The sequence below is a fragment of the Lentzea sp. NPDC004789 genome (genome assembly GCF_053601075.1).
In genome coordinates this window covers 48,079-62,768 of the sequence record NZ_JBSGBE010000036.1, presented here as the reverse complement: position 1 = coordinate 62,768, position 14,690 = coordinate 48,079, and the positions used below count along the sequence as shown (strand labels likewise).

At 69.0% G+C, this 14,690-nt stretch carries 20 protein-coding genes; 11 read left to right on the top strand and 9 right to left on the bottom strand.

The window, feature by feature from the left end:
* Positions 1 to 1,134, bottom strand: a 1,134-nt coding sequence (gene groL, locus ACWEIJ_RS44230; RefSeq protein WP_449843288.1) for a chaperonin GroEL, incomplete at its 3' end; no start/stop codon positions are given.
* 232 nt (positions 1,135 to 1,366) lie between these two features.
* On the opposite strand from groL, the gene ACWEIJ_RS44225 reads away from it, so the two are divergent.
* Both ACWEIJ_RS44225 and ACWEIJ_RS44220 read left to right on the top strand, forming a co-directional pair.
* The gene (locus tag ACWEIJ_RS44225; RefSeq protein WP_449843287.1) at positions 1,367 to 1,822 is read left to right on the top strand and encodes an Hsp20/alpha crystallin family protein; all 456 of its coding nucleotides are present in this window, start codon (positions 1,367 to 1,369) and stop codon (positions 1,820 to 1,822) included.
* Positions 1,823 to 1,895: 73 nt separating this feature from the next.
* Positions 1,896 to 2,786 carry a hypothetical protein gene (locus ACWEIJ_RS44220; protein WP_449843286.1) on the top strand — a complete coding sequence of 297 codons (891 nt, stop codon included), beginning with the start codon at positions 1,896 to 1,898 and terminating at the stop codon, positions 2,784 to 2,786.
* Here the strand turns inward: ACWEIJ_RS44220 and ACWEIJ_RS44215 are convergent.
* Positions 2,743 to 3,060, bottom strand: coding sequence for a MerR family transcriptional regulator (locus tag ACWEIJ_RS44215; protein ID WP_449843285.1), 318 nt, complete (start codon positions 3,058 to 3,060; stop codon positions 2,743 to 2,745). The two genes, ACWEIJ_RS44220 and ACWEIJ_RS44215, sit on opposite strands and share 44 nt — an antisense overlap.
* A gap of 729 nt (positions 3,061 to 3,789) precedes the next feature.
* Between ACWEIJ_RS44215 and ACWEIJ_RS44210 the strand changes: the two genes are divergently transcribed.
* The 3 genes from ACWEIJ_RS44210 to ACWEIJ_RS44200 are packed head-to-tail and all read left to right on the top strand — an operon-like array spanning position 3,790 to position 4,815.
* On the top strand, positions 3,790 to 3,984 hold the full coding sequence (locus ACWEIJ_RS44210) for a hypothetical protein (protein ID WP_449843284.1): 195 nt from the start codon (positions 3,790 to 3,792) through the stop codon (positions 3,982 to 3,984).
* Positions 3,981 to 4,373, top strand: a complete 393-nt coding sequence (locus ACWEIJ_RS44205) for a hypothetical protein (protein ID WP_449843283.1) — start codon at positions 3,981 to 3,983, stop codon at positions 4,371 to 4,373. Before ACWEIJ_RS44210 ends, ACWEIJ_RS44205 begins: the two co-directional genes overlap by 4 nt.
* 7 nt (positions 4,374 to 4,380) lie before the next feature.
* Complete coding sequence (locus ACWEIJ_RS44200; RefSeq protein ID WP_449843282.1) at positions 4,381 to 4,815, top strand: J domain-containing protein; 435 nt, start codon at positions 4,381 to 4,383, stop codon at positions 4,813 to 4,815.
* 29 nt (positions 4,816 to 4,844) lie between these two features.
* On the opposite strand, the gene ACWEIJ_RS44195 is transcribed toward ACWEIJ_RS44200, so the two are convergent.
* The gene (locus tag ACWEIJ_RS44195) at positions 4,845 to 5,612 is read right to left on the bottom strand and encodes a GAF and ANTAR domain-containing protein (RefSeq protein WP_449843281.1); all 768 of its coding nucleotides are present in this window, start codon (positions 5,610 to 5,612) and stop codon (positions 4,845 to 4,847) included.
* A 359-nt stretch (positions 5,613 to 5,971) separates the two neighbouring features.
* On the opposite strand from ACWEIJ_RS44195, the gene ACWEIJ_RS44190 reads away from it, so the two are divergent.
* The 6 genes from ACWEIJ_RS44190 to ACWEIJ_RS44165 all read left to right on the top strand — a co-directional run bounded on the left by ACWEIJ_RS44190 (position 5,972) and on the right by ACWEIJ_RS44165 (position 8,387).
* Positions 5,972 to 6,379 carry an STAS domain-containing protein gene (locus ACWEIJ_RS44190; RefSeq protein WP_449843280.1) on the top strand — a complete coding sequence of 136 codons (408 nt, stop codon included), beginning with the start codon at positions 5,972 to 5,974 and terminating at the stop codon, positions 6,377 to 6,379.
* Positions 6,380 to 6,549: 170 nt separating this feature from the next.
* Positions 6,550 to 6,759 carry a hypothetical protein gene (locus ACWEIJ_RS44185; protein ID WP_449843279.1) on the top strand — a complete coding sequence of 70 codons (210 nt, stop codon included), beginning with the start codon at positions 6,550 to 6,552 and terminating at the stop codon, positions 6,757 to 6,759.
* Positions 6,699 to 6,935: a hypothetical protein gene (locus ACWEIJ_RS44180; protein WP_449843278.1), complete on the top strand. Its 237-nt coding sequence runs from the start codon at positions 6,699 to 6,701 to the stop codon at positions 6,933 to 6,935. Before ACWEIJ_RS44185 ends, ACWEIJ_RS44180 begins: the two co-directional genes overlap by 61 nt.
* A 323-nt stretch (positions 6,936 to 7,258) precedes the next feature.
* A complete protein-coding gene (locus ACWEIJ_RS44175) occupies positions 7,259 to 7,594 on the top strand; it encodes a hypothetical protein (protein WP_449843277.1) in 336 nt (111 codons plus the stop codon).
* Positions 7,591 to 8,031 (top strand): MerR family transcriptional regulator, encoded by a 441-nt coding sequence (locus tag ACWEIJ_RS44170; RefSeq protein ID WP_449843276.1) that lies wholly within the window; start codon positions 7,591 to 7,593, stop codon positions 8,029 to 8,031. Before ACWEIJ_RS44175 ends, ACWEIJ_RS44170 begins: the two co-directional genes overlap by 4 nt.
* 68 nt (positions 8,032 to 8,099) lie before the next feature.
* Positions 8,100 to 8,387 carry a YnfA family protein gene (locus ACWEIJ_RS44165; protein ID WP_449843275.1) on the top strand — a complete coding sequence of 96 codons (288 nt, stop codon included), beginning with the start codon at positions 8,100 to 8,102 and terminating at the stop codon, positions 8,385 to 8,387.
* Positions 8,388 to 8,389: 2 nt separating this feature from the next.
* Here the strand turns inward: ACWEIJ_RS44165 and ACWEIJ_RS44160 are convergent, their stop codons facing one another.
* The 6 genes from ACWEIJ_RS44160 to ACWEIJ_RS44135 form a co-directional block, all read right to left on the bottom strand.
* Complete coding sequence (locus ACWEIJ_RS44160; RefSeq protein ID WP_449843290.1) at positions 8,390 to 9,445, bottom strand: HoxN/HupN/NixA family nickel/cobalt transporter; 1,056 nt, start codon at positions 9,443 to 9,445, stop codon at positions 8,390 to 8,392.
* 198 nt (positions 9,446 to 9,643) lie between these two features.
* Positions 9,644 to 10,285 carry an ABC transporter ATP-binding protein gene (locus ACWEIJ_RS44155; RefSeq protein ID WP_449843274.1) on the bottom strand — a complete coding sequence of 214 codons (642 nt, stop codon included), beginning with the start codon at positions 10,283 to 10,285 and terminating at the stop codon, positions 9,644 to 9,646.
* Entirely contained in the window at positions 10,267 to 11,190 is a 924-nt protein-coding gene (locus ACWEIJ_RS44150; protein WP_449843273.1) for an ABC transporter ATP-binding protein, read from the bottom strand. Before ACWEIJ_RS44150 ends, ACWEIJ_RS44155 begins: the two co-directional genes overlap by 19 nt.
* The gene (locus ACWEIJ_RS44145) at positions 11,184 to 12,068 is read right to left on the bottom strand and encodes an ABC transporter permease (protein WP_449843272.1); all 885 of its coding nucleotides are present in this window, start codon (positions 12,066 to 12,068) and stop codon (positions 11,184 to 11,186) included. Before ACWEIJ_RS44145 ends, ACWEIJ_RS44150 begins: the two co-directional genes overlap by 7 nt.
* On the bottom strand, positions 12,061 to 13,053 hold the full coding sequence (locus ACWEIJ_RS44140; RefSeq protein WP_449843271.1) for an ABC transporter permease: 993 nt from the start codon (positions 13,051 to 13,053) through the stop codon (positions 12,061 to 12,063). Before ACWEIJ_RS44140 ends, ACWEIJ_RS44145 begins: the two co-directional genes overlap by 8 nt.
* A complete protein-coding gene (locus tag ACWEIJ_RS44135) occupies positions 13,035 to 14,609 on the bottom strand; it encodes an ABC transporter substrate-binding protein (RefSeq protein ID WP_449843270.1) in 1,575 nt (524 codons plus the stop codon). The genes ACWEIJ_RS44140 and ACWEIJ_RS44135 overlap by 19 nt, the downstream gene beginning before the upstream one ends.
* Positions 14,610 to 14,690: the final 81 nt, after the last annotated feature.

Below are 14,690 nucleotides of genomic sequence, written 5' to 3'. Positions count from 1 at the left end.
CTTGATGACGGCGACGCCGCCGGCGAGCTTGGCGAGGCGCTCCTGGAGCTTCTCGCGGTCGTAGTCGGAGTCCGACTTCTCGATCTCGGCGCGGAGCTGGCTGATCCGGCCCTGGATCGCCTCGGCGTCACCTCCGCCCTCGACGACGGTCGTGTCGTCCTTGGTGACGACGACCTTGCGGGCCTTGCCCAGCAGCGAGATGTCGGCGTTCTCCAGCTTCAGGCCGACGTCCTCGCTGATCACCTGGCCACCGGTGAGGATCGCGATGTCCTGCAGCATCGCCTTGCGGCGGTCACCGAAGCCGGGAGCCTTGACCGCGACGGACCGGAACGTGCCGCGGATCTTGTTGACCACCAGGGTCGCCAGGGCCTCGCCCTCGACGTCCTCGGCGACGACCAGCAGCGGCTTGCCGGACTGCATGACCTTCTCCAGCAGCGGAAGCAGGTCCTTCACCGAACTGATCTTGCCCTGGTGCAGCAGGACGAGCGCGTCCTCCAGCACCGCTTCCTGCCGCTCCGGGTCCGTGACGAAGTACCCGGAGATGTAGCCCTTGTCGAAGCGCAGGCCCTCGGTGAGCTCCAGCTCCATCCCGAGCGTGTTGCTCTCCTCGACCGTGATCACACCGTCCCGGCCGACCTTGTCCATCGCCTCCGCGATCAGCTCGCCGATGGTGGCGTCGCCCGCGGAGATGGACGCCGTCGCCGCGATCTGCTCCTTGGTCTCCAGCTCGACCGCCGTCTTGAGCACCTGCTCGGTCACCGCTTCGACGGCCTTCTCGATGCCGCGCTTGAGGCCCAGCGGGTTGGCGCCGGCGGCCACGTTGCGCAGGCCCTCGCGGACCAGAGCCTGGGCGAGGACGGTCGCGGTGGTGGTGCCGTCACCGGCAACGTCGTCGGTCTTCTTCGCGACTTCCTTGACGAGCTCGGCCCCGATCTTCTCCCACGGGTCCTCGAGCTCGATCTCCTTCGCGATGGACACGCCGTCGTTGGTGATCGTCGGCGCACCCCACTTCTTCTCGAGCACGACGTTGCGGCCCTTCGGGCCGAGCGTCACCTTGACGGCGTCAGCGAGGGTGTTCATACCCCGCTCGAGACCCCGGCGGGCGTCCTCGTCGAACGCGATCAACTTCGCCATTCGCCCAGTCCTTCCGAACATCCGAGTTGCCCGTTAGCACTCCAAGGTGGTGAGTGCCAACAGTTCTCTGATAGCACCGTCCGCCGCGCGGTGCAAGGTTCCGCGGTCCCGCCCGGTTGACCCATGTCACACCAACGGTTGAGTCCAACTGGCTCATGTTCGGGAACAATCCCCGGCTCAAGTTCGTCGTCCGGGATGAGTGTTGTTTCTGACCCTCGTGGAGGTGGAAGTCATGGCACTGCCTGCTGTGCGATCGTCCGGCCCGCTGGGCCGCTGGGACCCGTTCCGCGAGTTCGAGGACCTCTACGGTCAGCTGGGCAGGTGGATGGAGTCGGTCGCGAACACCGTCGGCGAGAGCGCGCGTGCCTGGGCCCCGCTGGCCGACGTGACCGAGACCGACGAGGCGTACTTGGTGGAGGTCGAGCTGCCGGGCGTCAGGCGCGACGACATCGCGGTCGACCTCGCCGGTGCGGAGCTGTCGATCAGCGGTGAGGTCGAGGAGAAGGAGCGGAAGGGTCTGTTCCGTCACCGCACGCGGCGCGTCGGGCAGTTCTCCTACCGCGTGACGCTGCCGCAGGACGTTGACGCCGACAAGATCCAGGCCGATCTCGCCGACGGCGTGCTGACCGTCCGCGTGCCCAAGACCGAGGCCGCCAAGCCGCGCCGCATCGCGATCAACGGCAAGTGACACCCGTCGTCGCCGGTCGCCGTCCACTCCGGACCGCGGCCGGCGCCGCCGTAGGAGGAAAGGAGCAGGGGGAGTGGAGTTGTTGCCGTTGCGAACCGACTTCGACGTGCGCTGGCGCGGCTACGACCACGAACAAGTTCAGTACTACGTGCACCAGGTGGAAGACGAACTGACGGTGCTCACCGCCGACCGCGACGCCGCCCTCGAACGCGCGGAGTCCCTTGCCCGGCAACTGGAGTCCGCCCGCACGGAGATCGCCGAGCTGCGGGCCCGCGTGGACCGGATCTGCCGCACCCCGATCGACCCCCGTGCGCTCACCGAGCGACTGCGGCGCATGGTCGAACTCGCTCACGCGGAAGCCGAGGAGATCACCACCCGCGCCCGGAGCGCCGCCGAGCAGGACTGGGCGAACGCCCACCGGGCCGCCGACCGGTTGCGTCAGCGTGCAGAACACCTCGTGACCGAGCTCGACCGGCGCCGCGCGGACATGGAGACCGAACACCGCGAGCTGATGGACCGCGCCCACGCCCAGGTGGAGACGATGACCAGGCAGGCCGAACGCCGCCGCCGCGAGCTCGACGAACAGGCCGCGCAGATCCGCCGGCAGGTCGAGTCGGACTTCGAGCAGGCCATGGCGCAACGCCGGGCCGAGGCGATGCGCGCACTGGCGGACCAGCAGCGCCGCGCGCAGGTCCGCGCCGACCAGACCGTGCGCGAGGCCACCGAGCACGCGCGGCGCATCGTCACCGACGCCGAGCACCGCGTGGACCTCCTGCACCGGCACCGCGAGCACATCGCCGGAGAACTCCGTGCCGCACAAGCACTTCTGGCAGACATCGAGCCCATGCTGCAACCGCTGCCGGAGGAAGGCCCGGTGAAGCTGGAGGTGATCCACGCGCGCGGTGGACCGCGTGGCGACGTCAGTGCCGGCACGCCTGCCCGAGCTGTCTGCGCAGCTCGGTGATCTGGTCCTGGGCTGCGGCGAGCTCGTCCTCCAGCCCGATGATGCGGGCCGTCGCGGCGAGCGTGTGGCCCTCGTCGAACAGGACGCGGATCCGGCCGGCCAGTTCGAGCTGGCGGCGGCTGTAGCGGCGATGCCCGCCGTCGGAGCGTTGCGGGCGCAGCAGGTCCGCGGTGTCCAGGCTGCGCAGGAACGCCTGCTGCACACCGAGCAGCTCCGCGGCCTGCCCGGTGGTGTAGGCCGGGTAGTCCGCGTCGTTGAGGTCGTCGAGGGGCACGGTGGGCGGCTCCTTGAACCTGAGTAGATCCCCTGGTTGAGACTATCTTCTGCGGAAGCTTGACACAATCTGCAGTGCGCGCTATAAGAAAAGTGTCGGTCAGTGACCTGGTGATGGTTGTCCGGGAGTGATCGAGATGGTCGGCGAGAGCGTGGTTCCCCACGTCGAGCGCGGTGGCGCGCCGGTGTTCGCGGATGTGGTCGCCGCCGACCTCGACTGGGTGCGGGCGGAGTTCGACGAGATCGTCGCGGCGAACTTCCTCGACTCGTCCGCCCCGCCGTGTCGACGGCAACCGCGGCGCCCGCACGAGCGTGCCCGTCACCCGGCACCACCGATTCCGCCGGCGACCTGGTTCGGCCAGGAGTCCGGCGACCTGGCCGGAACAGCACGCAGAACAGGCGCGCGGGAACGCTCTCCTCCGCGCCCCGCGCTAGCCGCGGTCGACGCTCGACATGACACCTCGAACAGCACGCAGGAGGTGATATCGGCAGGGCACGGCTCGTCAGGCGTGGCTGCTCGCCCGTCATCCCGCCGGTTCACGCCTCGACGCGACAACCGGTCTGCGTCTCGTGACGCGAAGAGGGCGATCGCCATGAGCCGAACCCCGCCGGGGACGACACGTTGCTGCAGATCTTCGAGTTGAGTCCGATCACGCCCGCCACGGCCACCGGAAACCGTGGCGGGCATTGGACTTTGCGTCGGCAGTGACCGCGAAAGGGGGACACTCTCGTGATCGACCTGGACAAGCCGTGGAACGACGTGACCGACCAGCTGCGTCCCGCCTGGCCGGAACTCGACGAGATCGATCGCGACGACACCACCGCGCCGGTGGAGGTGATCGAGGCCGACCTTGCCGACGTGGCCGACCAACGCCGCGTCGTGCCTTTCCCCGACGAACCGGACGCCACCGGAGTCTGGACATGAGCCGTCCAGAACCGGGCTTGGGCGCGGTTCTGGAGCAGGCCGCGCTCGCCACCCACCACGCGGCTTTCGAGTACGCCGACAGGTCGTGCGCGCCCGATCTCCCCACGGCGCGCGCCGACGCCTGGCGGCTGATCCACCTGCTGGGCGCCCTCAGTGATCTCTCCACGGCGTTGGCCGCCCACGCGGGTGACTGTCCACAAAGGAGCGAGCTGCACTCGGACGACCACGTCGAACCCGCCCAGCACCTGGCACACGCCTGCCGAGGCTGGGCCGACCTGCGCCACGCCCTGGACACCGCCCAGCACGCCTGCCGCGAGGCCTACACCGCGCTGAGCCACCTCAACGCCGGCTCCCTCCCGGACACCGCCCCCACGCGGCCGGGGAAGTGACCCGACCATGCCGGCGCACCAGAACCCGCCGCCACCGGACCCGCACCGCGTGCTCGGCGTCCCGCGCGACGCCACGCCGGCCGAGATCCGCACGGCCTACCGGGCTCTGCTGCTCGCCCTCCACCCGGACACCCGTGCGGAGCCCTCCGACCCGGCCCGGCTCGCCCAGGTGGTGGCCGCGCACGCCCAACTGCGCGACGCCCGCCGCGGTGACACGGCGCCCACCACCTCGCCGGGCGCGACGGGAATCCCGGTCCGCATCCGCCGTCCCCGCGGTGACACCAGTGATCCCGCGGCCGCCGGCACTCCGTCGGTCGCGGGAGGAATCGCGCCCGCCCCAACCCCTCCGGACGCGACGGGAATCCCGATCCGCGTCCGCCGCGCCCGTCGTGAGCCGCCGGACATCCGCGTGGGCCCGGTCCGCGCCCACCGGAGCCGCTGACCGAACCAGCCCCGTAGCAGCGTCCGCGGTCACCGCGGGGCCGATTCGACCTCCGAACAGGCGTCGAGACCGAACTCGACCAGCGCGTTGCCGAAGTCGTCCTGGTCGTGCGCGGACACCAGGGCCGAGGCGACGTCACGCAGTTTGGTGTTGGTGTTCTGCGAGGCGCCGGTGAGCAACTCGAAACTCCGCTCGGAGTCGCATCCGAAGTGCCGCATGAGCAGTCCCTGCGCCTGTCCGATCACCTGCCTGGTCTCCAGCGCCGCGGTCAACTGCTCCACCAGCCGCCGGCTGTCGTGAAACAGCTCGGCGTTGTCGAACACCACCCCGGCGTGCAACGTCAGCAACAGGCCGATGTCGTGCACGGTGTCGTTGAACTGGTTCGGTGTGCAGGAGTACAGGGTGAGCGCCGCCGACGACGAAGAGCGGCGGTTCGGCACCGGCAGCACCAGGCAGCTGCGGTAACCCTGACAGGCCAGCCGAGCGCTGAACTGCGGCCAGCGCCGATCGGTCGTGGTGTCGTCCACGCGGCGGGGTTCCCGGTGCTCCAGCACCTCGGCGATCGGCCCCAGCGACTCCACGGCGTCGCCCGGCCTCCGCTCACCGGTCGCGGCAGCCTTGTCGGCCCCCGCGGCGGTTCGAACGGTGACCGCGGCCTCGGCACATCCGGGCACCGTGGACACCACCCGTGCCACGAACCGCGACAGCGCGGCCGTCACGTCGTCGTTGTCCATCAGGCGTGACACCTCGGCCAACTCCTGGGCCACAGTGAGCACCCGGCTGGTCCGACCGGTCATCCCTCGCCTCCCACGACAACGCCCGCCACGTCATCGCCGGGATGCGCCGAACACCCGCCGGCCGAAGACCGTGCGGAAGACGTCCAGCCGCGCCCGACCCCGACCAGGTTGCCCACCGCGGCCACCGCACAACACCCTCCGCACGGGTGACTGGTCCCGCCCGCGGGGCCGCACTACGATCTCTTGTGCGCCACGGTTGTGCAGTCAGCCGGGTTTACCGCAAACCCACGACGGAGCAGGACTGCGGGCCGGCCCTGTTGATCGCCCGTTCCCGGGCCAGGTTGCCGGCTGTGCCGAAGCGCCACACCCGCCGAGCACGGCCTCGTCCTCCCTCCACGTGCTGATCGGAGGTTCTGGCCGTGCCCCCTTCATCCCCGCGCAAACCACCGCAACACGACGGCCGGGAGTTCGAAGTCCCGGCCGATTCGTGCGGACTGCAGGTCGCCCTGACCGGCCTCCCACCGACCACGTTGCTCGCCGAGGTCCGCGGTGAGCTCGACGTGGCCACCGCCCCACACCTGCAGGCCCGGCTCACCGAGGCCCTCCCGTCCAACGGGCACAACCTGTTCGTGGTCGACCTCAACGAGGTGCCCTTCCTCAGCGCCGCGGGCATTTCCGCACTTCTGCAGGTCCGCGTCCACGCGCGCCGGCACGACACGGCCTTCCGCGTCATCGCCGCGGGCCGCGCGGTGCTGCGGCCGCTCGCCCTGCTCGACCTCATCAGCACCTTGGAGGTCCACCCGACACGTGCTCTCGCGCTCCGCTGACGGCGTCACCACCTCGGAAGGCTGTCGCCTCGTGCCCGGCAACCCGAGGACCTCCCGAACCGTATGCGCGAACTGCGATGAGTCCCGCGCAGGTCAGTGGTCTGCAGACACATCCACCTTCCGCGCGCGATTTGGAGTCAGCTGTGAAGCTCCTGCTCACCTCAGGTGGCGTGACGAACCCGAGCATCCACTCGGCGCTCGTGCAGCTCCTCGGCAAGCCGATCTCCGAGTGCCACGCCCTCTGCGTCCCGACCGCCCAGTGGGCTCACCCGATGTGCGGCCCGGCATCGGTGCGGGGACTCGTGGCCGCCAAGCCGGCGTGGCGGAACTTCTCCGGCCTGGACTGGGCGTCGTCGACTTCTCGATCTTCCCGCACCTGAACGCCTTCCCCACGAACACCCCGGCCGACGCAGAACGGTGGGCCGCCGAAATCGGCATCCCGGCCTACGCCATCGACGAACAGACAGCCAACAAGGTCGTCGACGGCTCCGTCGAGGTGATCTCCGAAGGGCGATGGACGAAGTTCGAGCCCTCGCCGCAAGATCCACGGCACTGAAGAGGAACGCAACAATGGGCATGAAGTATGCGAAGAAGCAGGTAGAGACGAATCTCTACCTGCTTCTTCGAAGTACGCCGCCAGGGACTCGAACCCCGGACCCGCTGATTAAGAGTCCTCGGGTGGACCTCGGCAGACGTGTCGCCTGATGTTGGCGAGTGTCGTTTCCGCACGTCGGGTGCCGGATCCCGAAGTGACGGCTGCCGGTCGGTGTCGGCAGGTGTCGTCACAGATCAGGCTCCTCGGGCTCTTCCCGGGCTCGCAGCCGGAACCGCTGCCCACGACTTGCATCCGGTACCCAGGTACAGGCTTACCGTCGAACCATGAGCACAGAAGCTGAGTCGTGGGCCCCGCAAGCCTGCACCTTGCCCACCGAGCAGCGTCCGCTGCGCGTCGCCGAGTTCGACGCGTTGTTCTCGGATGCGGTGACGAGCGTGCGGCGCGGCGACGCCATGTCCGTGTCGATGGACCTGCTGCCGTCCGCCGAGGTGGCGGCTCAGGCTGCGAGCCTCGCGCTGCGGGAGACCGGGTGCTGCTCGTTCTTCACCTTCAGTCTGGTCGCGACCGGCGGAAGCCTGTACCTGGAGATCCGCGTTCCCGAGGAGCATGTGGACGTGCTGGACGCACTCGCGGTGTGGGCGGAGGAGCTTTCGTCATGACCGGGTTGCGTGCGGGTGAGATCGCCACGGCAGCCGGGGTGAACCGGCAGACGTTGCGGTACTACGAACGGGTCGGGTTGCTCGCCGAGCCGGATCGGACGCTGGGAGGGCACCGGATGTACCCGGCGGAGACGGTGACGGTCATCCGCGTCATCAAGGCCGCGCAGCGGCTTGGTTTCACCCTCGAGGAGGTCGCGGACCTGCTCGACCTCGGTGGGCATCGGCACGGCAAGCCGGGGTTGCGGGTCCGCGCGACCGCCAAGCTGTCCGAGGTCGAGGCCAGGATCGCGGACCTGGAAGTCATCCGCGACACGTTGAAGGCCGCCGTGGCCGCGGGTTGTGACGACCTCGTCGCCTGCTCGCGCGTCCCGGCCTGCCCGCTGCCGTTCGCCGGTCTCGCCGAGGGGAAGGTGGCCGATGCGAACACCTGCTGCTGAGCAGACCCGGCGGTTCGCGTTGTTCGTCGGCGCCGCATGTCTGCTGTGCTGCCTGGTCCCGGTGCTGGGTGTCGCAGGGATGGCGGGCTTCTTCTCCGCGCTCGGTTTTCGGGATCTGCTGGTCGGTGTGGGAGCGGCGGTCGTGGTGGGTGTTGGCGCGTGGCTGGTTGTACGGCGTCGGCGATGGCACCACTGCGCCGTCGGCGGGTGTGGTTGTCAGACTTCCCGATCATGACGGTTCTGCGCTGGTGTGGGGCGTGGTGATGGACGGATTCCGCCCTGACCGCTGGGACTACGCCGGAGCGATCATCTGCCTGCTCGGCGTGGTTGTGATCATGTACGCGCCGCGCGGCTGAGGTCAGGTCTGCCGGTGGTGTTCGTCGGGGCCGGTGGCCAGCCGGGCGGACCACTTTTCTTCGATGCGGCCGAACTTCCAGACGGCGATGGCGATGAGCCAGGCGAAGACGAAGAGGGCGACGATGCCGTAGCCGGCGTAGTCCAGCGGGATGGCGGCGATCGCGGCGAGCGGGCCGGTGGTGATCTTGGCCTGGTCGGTGAGCACTCCGATGAGCTCGACGGTGCCGATGACAAGGGCCACGGCGACGGAGAGCGCGGTGATGGTGATGTTGTAGAAGATCTTGCGGACGGGTTTGGCGAAGGCCCAGCCATAGGCGACGTTCATGAACACGCCGTCGATGGTGTCGAGCAGGCACATGCCGGCGGCGAACAGCACTGGTAGCACGAGAATGGCGTAGAACGGCAGGTTGAACGCCGCGGCGCCGCCGGCGAGGACCAGCAGGCCGATCTCGGTCGCGGTGTCGAACCCGAGTCCGAACAGGACGCCGATGGGGTAGATGTGCCAGGGCTTGCGCACGGACTTCGTGAGGCCGCCGAGGATGCGGTTCATGAAGCCGCGTTTGTTGAGCTGGTCTTCGAGTTCCTGCTCGTCGAAGTCGCCGGCGCGCATGCGGCGGAAGATCCGGATGATGCTCAGCAGCACGGCGAGGTTGAGGATGCCGAGGATCCACAGGAACACGCCGGACACCGACGCGCCGATGATACCGGTCACCGAGTGCAGTTCGGAGCTGTCGTCCTCGACCTGTCCGGCCAGTGTCTTGACGCCGATGGAGAGCAGGAAGGCCAGTCCGAACACGATGGTGGAGTGGCCGAGGGAGAACCAGAAGCCGACCGAGAGCGGGCGGCGGCCGCCGTCGGCCATGAGTTTGCGGGTGGTGTTGTCGACGGCGGCGATGTGGTCGGCGTCGAACGCGTGCCGCATGCCGAGCGTGTAGGCGAGGACTCCCACGCCGATGCCGAACACGCCGGTGCCGCCGAGGTCGAAGTGTTGTGGCACGACCAGCGCGTAGAGCACGCCGAACCCCACGACGTGCAGCAGCACGATGAACCCGGCCATCCCGGCCAGTGACGCCCGTTCCTGGGTGTCCAGGGCGTTCCACAGCCGTGACCAGCGGGAATCGGATGGTGCTGTCATGGTGGCGTCACCTCAGGTGGATCGCGGCGGGGGCGGTGCGACGCTACCTGCGACTTTCCTGCTGCTACAAGCTTCTTGCAACAGCAAAGACTGTGCATATGGGACATCGTGGTGTGAAGGTCACGAAGTGAGCCGCACGGTGTCGTCGGCCCAGCGGTCGAGGAGCACCGAGTCGTGTGAGATGGCGAGCACCCCAGCGCCGGTTTCGGCCTGGTAGTCGCGGATGACGCCGACGAGCGCGGCGGCGGTGGAGGCGTCGAGCATGGTGGTCATCTCGTCGCAGATGAGGAACGACGGCCGCAGCGCGAGTGCGCGGGCGAGGCAGGCGCGTTGGAGTTGGCCGTCGCTGACCTCGTGGGCTCGTCTGCCGAGCAGGTCGGGGGTGAGCATGACGAGCTCGGCGAGTTCGTCGACGCGGTTGTGGTCGCGGGTGGTGCGCAGGGGTTCGGCGATGGCGGCGCGCAGGGTCATCCGCGGGTCGACGGACAGGCGGGGTTGCTGGAACAGCACGCCGATGCGGGTGCGCAGTTCTCGTGGTGCGCGGTGGCGGAAGCCGGTCACCGGGATGTCGTCGAGCCATACTGTGCCGCTGAAAGGCTTGAGCAGCATGGAGAGCACCCGCGCCAGGGTGGACTTGCCGCTGCCGCTCGGCCCGGCGAGTCCTACGGTCTGTCCGGAGCGGATGGTCAACGTGACGTCGGTGATCACCGGGTGGTGGTAGCCCGCGGTGATGTTCTCGGCGGTCAGCACGGGAAGTGGCACGCGGCGGCGTGCTCGTCGTCGGTGAGGAACGGGCGTTCGGCGCAGAGCGGGGCGGCTCGTTCGCATCGTGGTGCGAAGGAGCAGCCGGGTGGCAGGTCGGTGAGCAGCGGTGGCTGGCCGGGGATGGGAGTGAAGTCGCGGTCGGGCAAGGCGTTGCGCAGGCCGCGGGCGTAGGGGTGGTGGGGTGTGTCGAGGACCTTGCGGGTGGGGCCGAGCTCGACGATGCGGCCTGCGTACATGACGGCGACGCGGTCGGCGATGCGCTGGGCCGCGGCGAGGTCGTGGGTGATGAGCAGGACGGCGCGGTGGTCGTCGACCATGCGGCGGAACTCCTCGATCAGGCCGTCGACCAGGTGGCGGTCCAGGCCGGTGGTGGGTTCGTCGGCGATGAGCAGCCACGGGTCGCCGGCGAGCGCCAGCGCGTTGGCCACGCGTTGGGCCATGCCGCCGGAGAGCTCGTGCGGGTAGCGGTCGATGTCATCGGGGGTCAGCCCGGCGCGGGGCGCGAGCTGGTCGGCGGTCTGGGGGGAGCGGTGCACGCGCAGCGCTTCGTCGAGCTGGGCGCGGGCGGTGCGGACCGGCGTGAGGTGGCTGGCCGGGCTCTGCGGGATGAGGCCGATCCGGCGGCCGCGGATCGTGGTGGCGAGTTCGTGGTCGGACGCGGTGAGCAGGTCCACCGAGGAGGACTGGGAGCTGAGCGTCGCGCTGCCCGCGGTTTCCGCGTTGCCAGGCAGGAAACCGAGCAGGGCGCTGGCGAGGACGGTCTTGCCACAGCCGCTTTCACCGACCAGCGCGACGCACTCGCCTGGCCTGATCCGCAAGGACACGTCGTTGACCGCGGCGACCGTCGCGCCGGGCAAGGAGAACCGGACGGAGACGCGGTCGAGCACGAGTTCGTTCACCATGTGAGCTCCGTGCGCCGCTTGGGGTTGAGCCGGTCGCGCCACACGCCGCTGATCCCGGAGATGGCGAGGGTGGTGATGATCAGGAGCAGACCGGGTGCGAGGGACATCCACCAGCCGCCGATGAGCAGGGACCGCTGGGCATCGTTGATCATGTTGCCGATGCTGGCCGCGTGCGGGGGCAGGCCGAGTCCGAGAAACGACAACGCGGTCTCGTGCCAGACCGCGTGCGGCACCATCAACGTGGTCGCGAGCAGGACCTGCGGAGCGACGTTCGGCAGCAGGTGCCGCACCAGGATCCGGGTGCGGGACGAGCCGCCGACGATCGCCGCGTCGATGAACGGCCTGGTGCGCAACGACAACACCTCCGAGCGCACGATCCGGGCCGAGGACAGCCAATGCGTCAGTGCGATCGAGATGACCACCGCGCTCAGGCTCGGCCGCAGGATCGCGACGATCACGATGCCCAGCAACAGGTGCGGCACCGACGCGACCGCGTCCACCAGACGCATGAGCAGCCGGTCGACCCAGCCGCCGACGGTGCCCGCGAGCGCGCCGACCGCAGTGCCGAGCACGGACGAGATCACCGCGGCGAGCAGTCCGACGCCCATCGACACCCGCAACGCGTAGACACAGCGCAGCAACACATCCCGGCCGAGTTCATCGGTGCCGAACAGATGCTGTGCCGACGGCGGCCGGTTGGCGGAGGCCAGGTCGACGTACTGCTCGTTGAGATCCACCACCATCGGCACGATCAAGACAGCCAAGGTGAGCACACCGAGCACGACCGCGGACGGGACCAGCCGCCAGCGCGGCGATCGCGGCGGGCTGGCTGCGGTGATCCGCGACCGTTGCACGGGCCGCCAGGAGATCTCAGCCATCCAGCACCACCCTCGGGTCGGCCAGCGCGTACAGCACATCGGCGAGCAGGTTGCCCAGCAACACCACCGCGGTGGCGAGCACGGTCAGCGCGCCGAGCAGGGCGAAGTCGACGTTCAGCGCCGCCTCCACGGTGGCCCGCGCGATGCCTGGCCAGGAGAACACGGTCTCCACCAGCAGCGCGCCGGTGATCAGTTCGGGTAGCCGGGCGCCGAGCAGCGTGAGGAACGGCAGCAGCGACGTGCGCAGCGCGTGCCCGGACACCACCAGCCGATCCGGCAGGCCGCGTGACCGCGCGCCGATCACGTGGTCCTGCGTGAACGACTCGAGGAGGTTCTGCCGGACGAACAGCACGAACCATGGCGCCTGGGAGATCGCGAGCACCGTCACTGGCAGAACAAGGTGTTTGGTGACCTGCCCGAAGCTGAGCGACGCGTCGGCGTCGGTGAGCCCGCCTCCCGGCAACCACTGCAGCTGCAAGGCGAACACGTACAGCGCGGCCAGTCCGAGCCAGAACACCGGCGCGGCTTCGAGTGTGTAGGAGACAGCGGTGATCACCCGGTCGATCCAGCTGCCTTGGAACCAGGCTGCCGCGGTGCCGAGTACCAGTCCCAGCAGCAAAGCCAGCGCGAACCCGATGGCGACGAGCAGCACCGACCAGCCGAGCCGGTCGCCGACGACCTGCGACACGGGCTGCTGCAACGACAGCGAGTCGCCGAAGTCGCCGGTGGCCGCGTGCCTCAGCCAGGCCCAATACTGCTGGACGACCGGCTGGTCGACGCCCCAGTTCTCCCGGATCTGCGCGACGCGTTCCGGTGTGGCGCCGACGATTCGCACGCCGAAGTAGCGCTCGATGGGGTCGAACGGCGACGCCTTCGCCAGCACGAACAACGTGAAGCTGACCAGCAGCAGCACTGGGAGCGCGAAGCCGAGGCGACGCAGCACCAGCTTGCCGACACCGCGGTTCCTCACGACTTGGGTGTCCACTTTTCGAGGTTCCACCACACGGCGTGGATCAGGCCGTGGTCGTGCGGCTCGACCTGCTCCTGCTGTCCGTTCCACTTGTCCCGCAACACATAGGTGTGGTCGAGGAACACCAGAAACGCCCAGCCGGGGTCGGCGGTGTACGCCTTCTGGAAGTCGTTGTAGGCCTGCTTGCGGGCGGCGGGGTCGAGGCTGCGCCGCGCGGTGTCCAGTGCCGCATCTACTCCGTTGTTCTTGTACAGAGTCATGTTCACGTAGCCGCCCGCGCCGGCGTACTTCGAGTGCAGCAGCGTGTACGCGGCGGTGTCCGGGTCGTACGGGTCGCCGCCGCCCCAGATGCTCGCGGTCTCCTTCTGCCGCTGAAGCATGATCTCGAACGTCGTGGCCTCGACCGGCGCGTCCACGCCGAGCTTGGCGATGTCGCTCGCGGTCGCCAGCGCGAGCTCCTTGCGCAGCACATCAGGTGCGGGGTAGAGGATCGGCAGCCTCGCGGGCTGACCGTCCTTGGCGCGCTTGCCGTCCGCGCCCTTGCGCCAGCCGGCGTCGTCGAGCAGCTTCTCGGCCTGCGCGGTGTCGTACTTGAACGACGCGCTCTCGTCGTACCAGTCCTTGAGGTACGGGGAAATCGGCGTGGCGGCGGGCTTTCCGGCACCGGCGAGCACCGCGTCGATCATCGCCTGGCGGTTGATGCCGAGGTTGATCGCCAGCCGTACCTTGGGATCGGACGTGAACGGCAGCTCCGATGGGATGCCGAGGCCGCGGTAGTCGGCGGAGGGGTTGCGCACGACCTTGTAGCCGTTCTTGCCCTCGTAGGATTTCGTCAGCTTCGGCGGCAACACCGTGCCGTCGAACTCACCCGCGGCCATCCGCGTGGCGCGCGCGTTGTCGTCCGGCACGAACACCACGGTCACGGTCTTGATCGCGGGCGCGCCGCCCCAGTAGCTCTCGTTGGCCTTCAACACCATCCGGTCACCCTTGCGCCACTCGGCCACGGTGTACGGGCCGGTGCCGACGGGCGCGGTGTTGAACGGCGCGCTGTTGATGTCCGCGCCCTCCAGGGCTTTGCGCGGCACGATGCCCAGCGTCAGCTGCTGCACGAACGGCGCATACGGGTAGGACAACCGGAACTGCACGGTCTTGTCGTCAGGGGCGGTCACATCCGCCAGTGCGTCGAACCGGGAGGCGACCGTGGAGTTGACCTTCTTGTCCAGCACGGACTTGTAGGTGAACACGACGTCCTGTGCGGACAACGCGGTGCCGTCGGAGAACTTGGCGTCCTTCAGCTTCGCCGTCCACGTCAGACCGTCCGCCGACGCCGTGGGCACCTGCTCCGCCAACGCGGGTGTCAGCTTGAGCTGCGCGTCGCGCGACACCAGGCCGTCGAAGATCTTCGACGCGCCGTCGGGCCCGTAGCCGAGGATCGGGTTGAGGTTCTCCGGCTCGCTGCCGGCACCGATCACGATGGACTGCCCGGCGTTCGCCGTGGTCTGGCCATCGGGCGACGTGCACGCGGCCACCAGTCCTGCCGCGACAAGAACGATCATCAGCTGACGGCGCACGCGCATCACCTCGTGACGTGGTCGGCAGTGTTGCCGCGTGCAGCTAACAGCAAACAACTTGCAATAAGCAACGTTGACTTC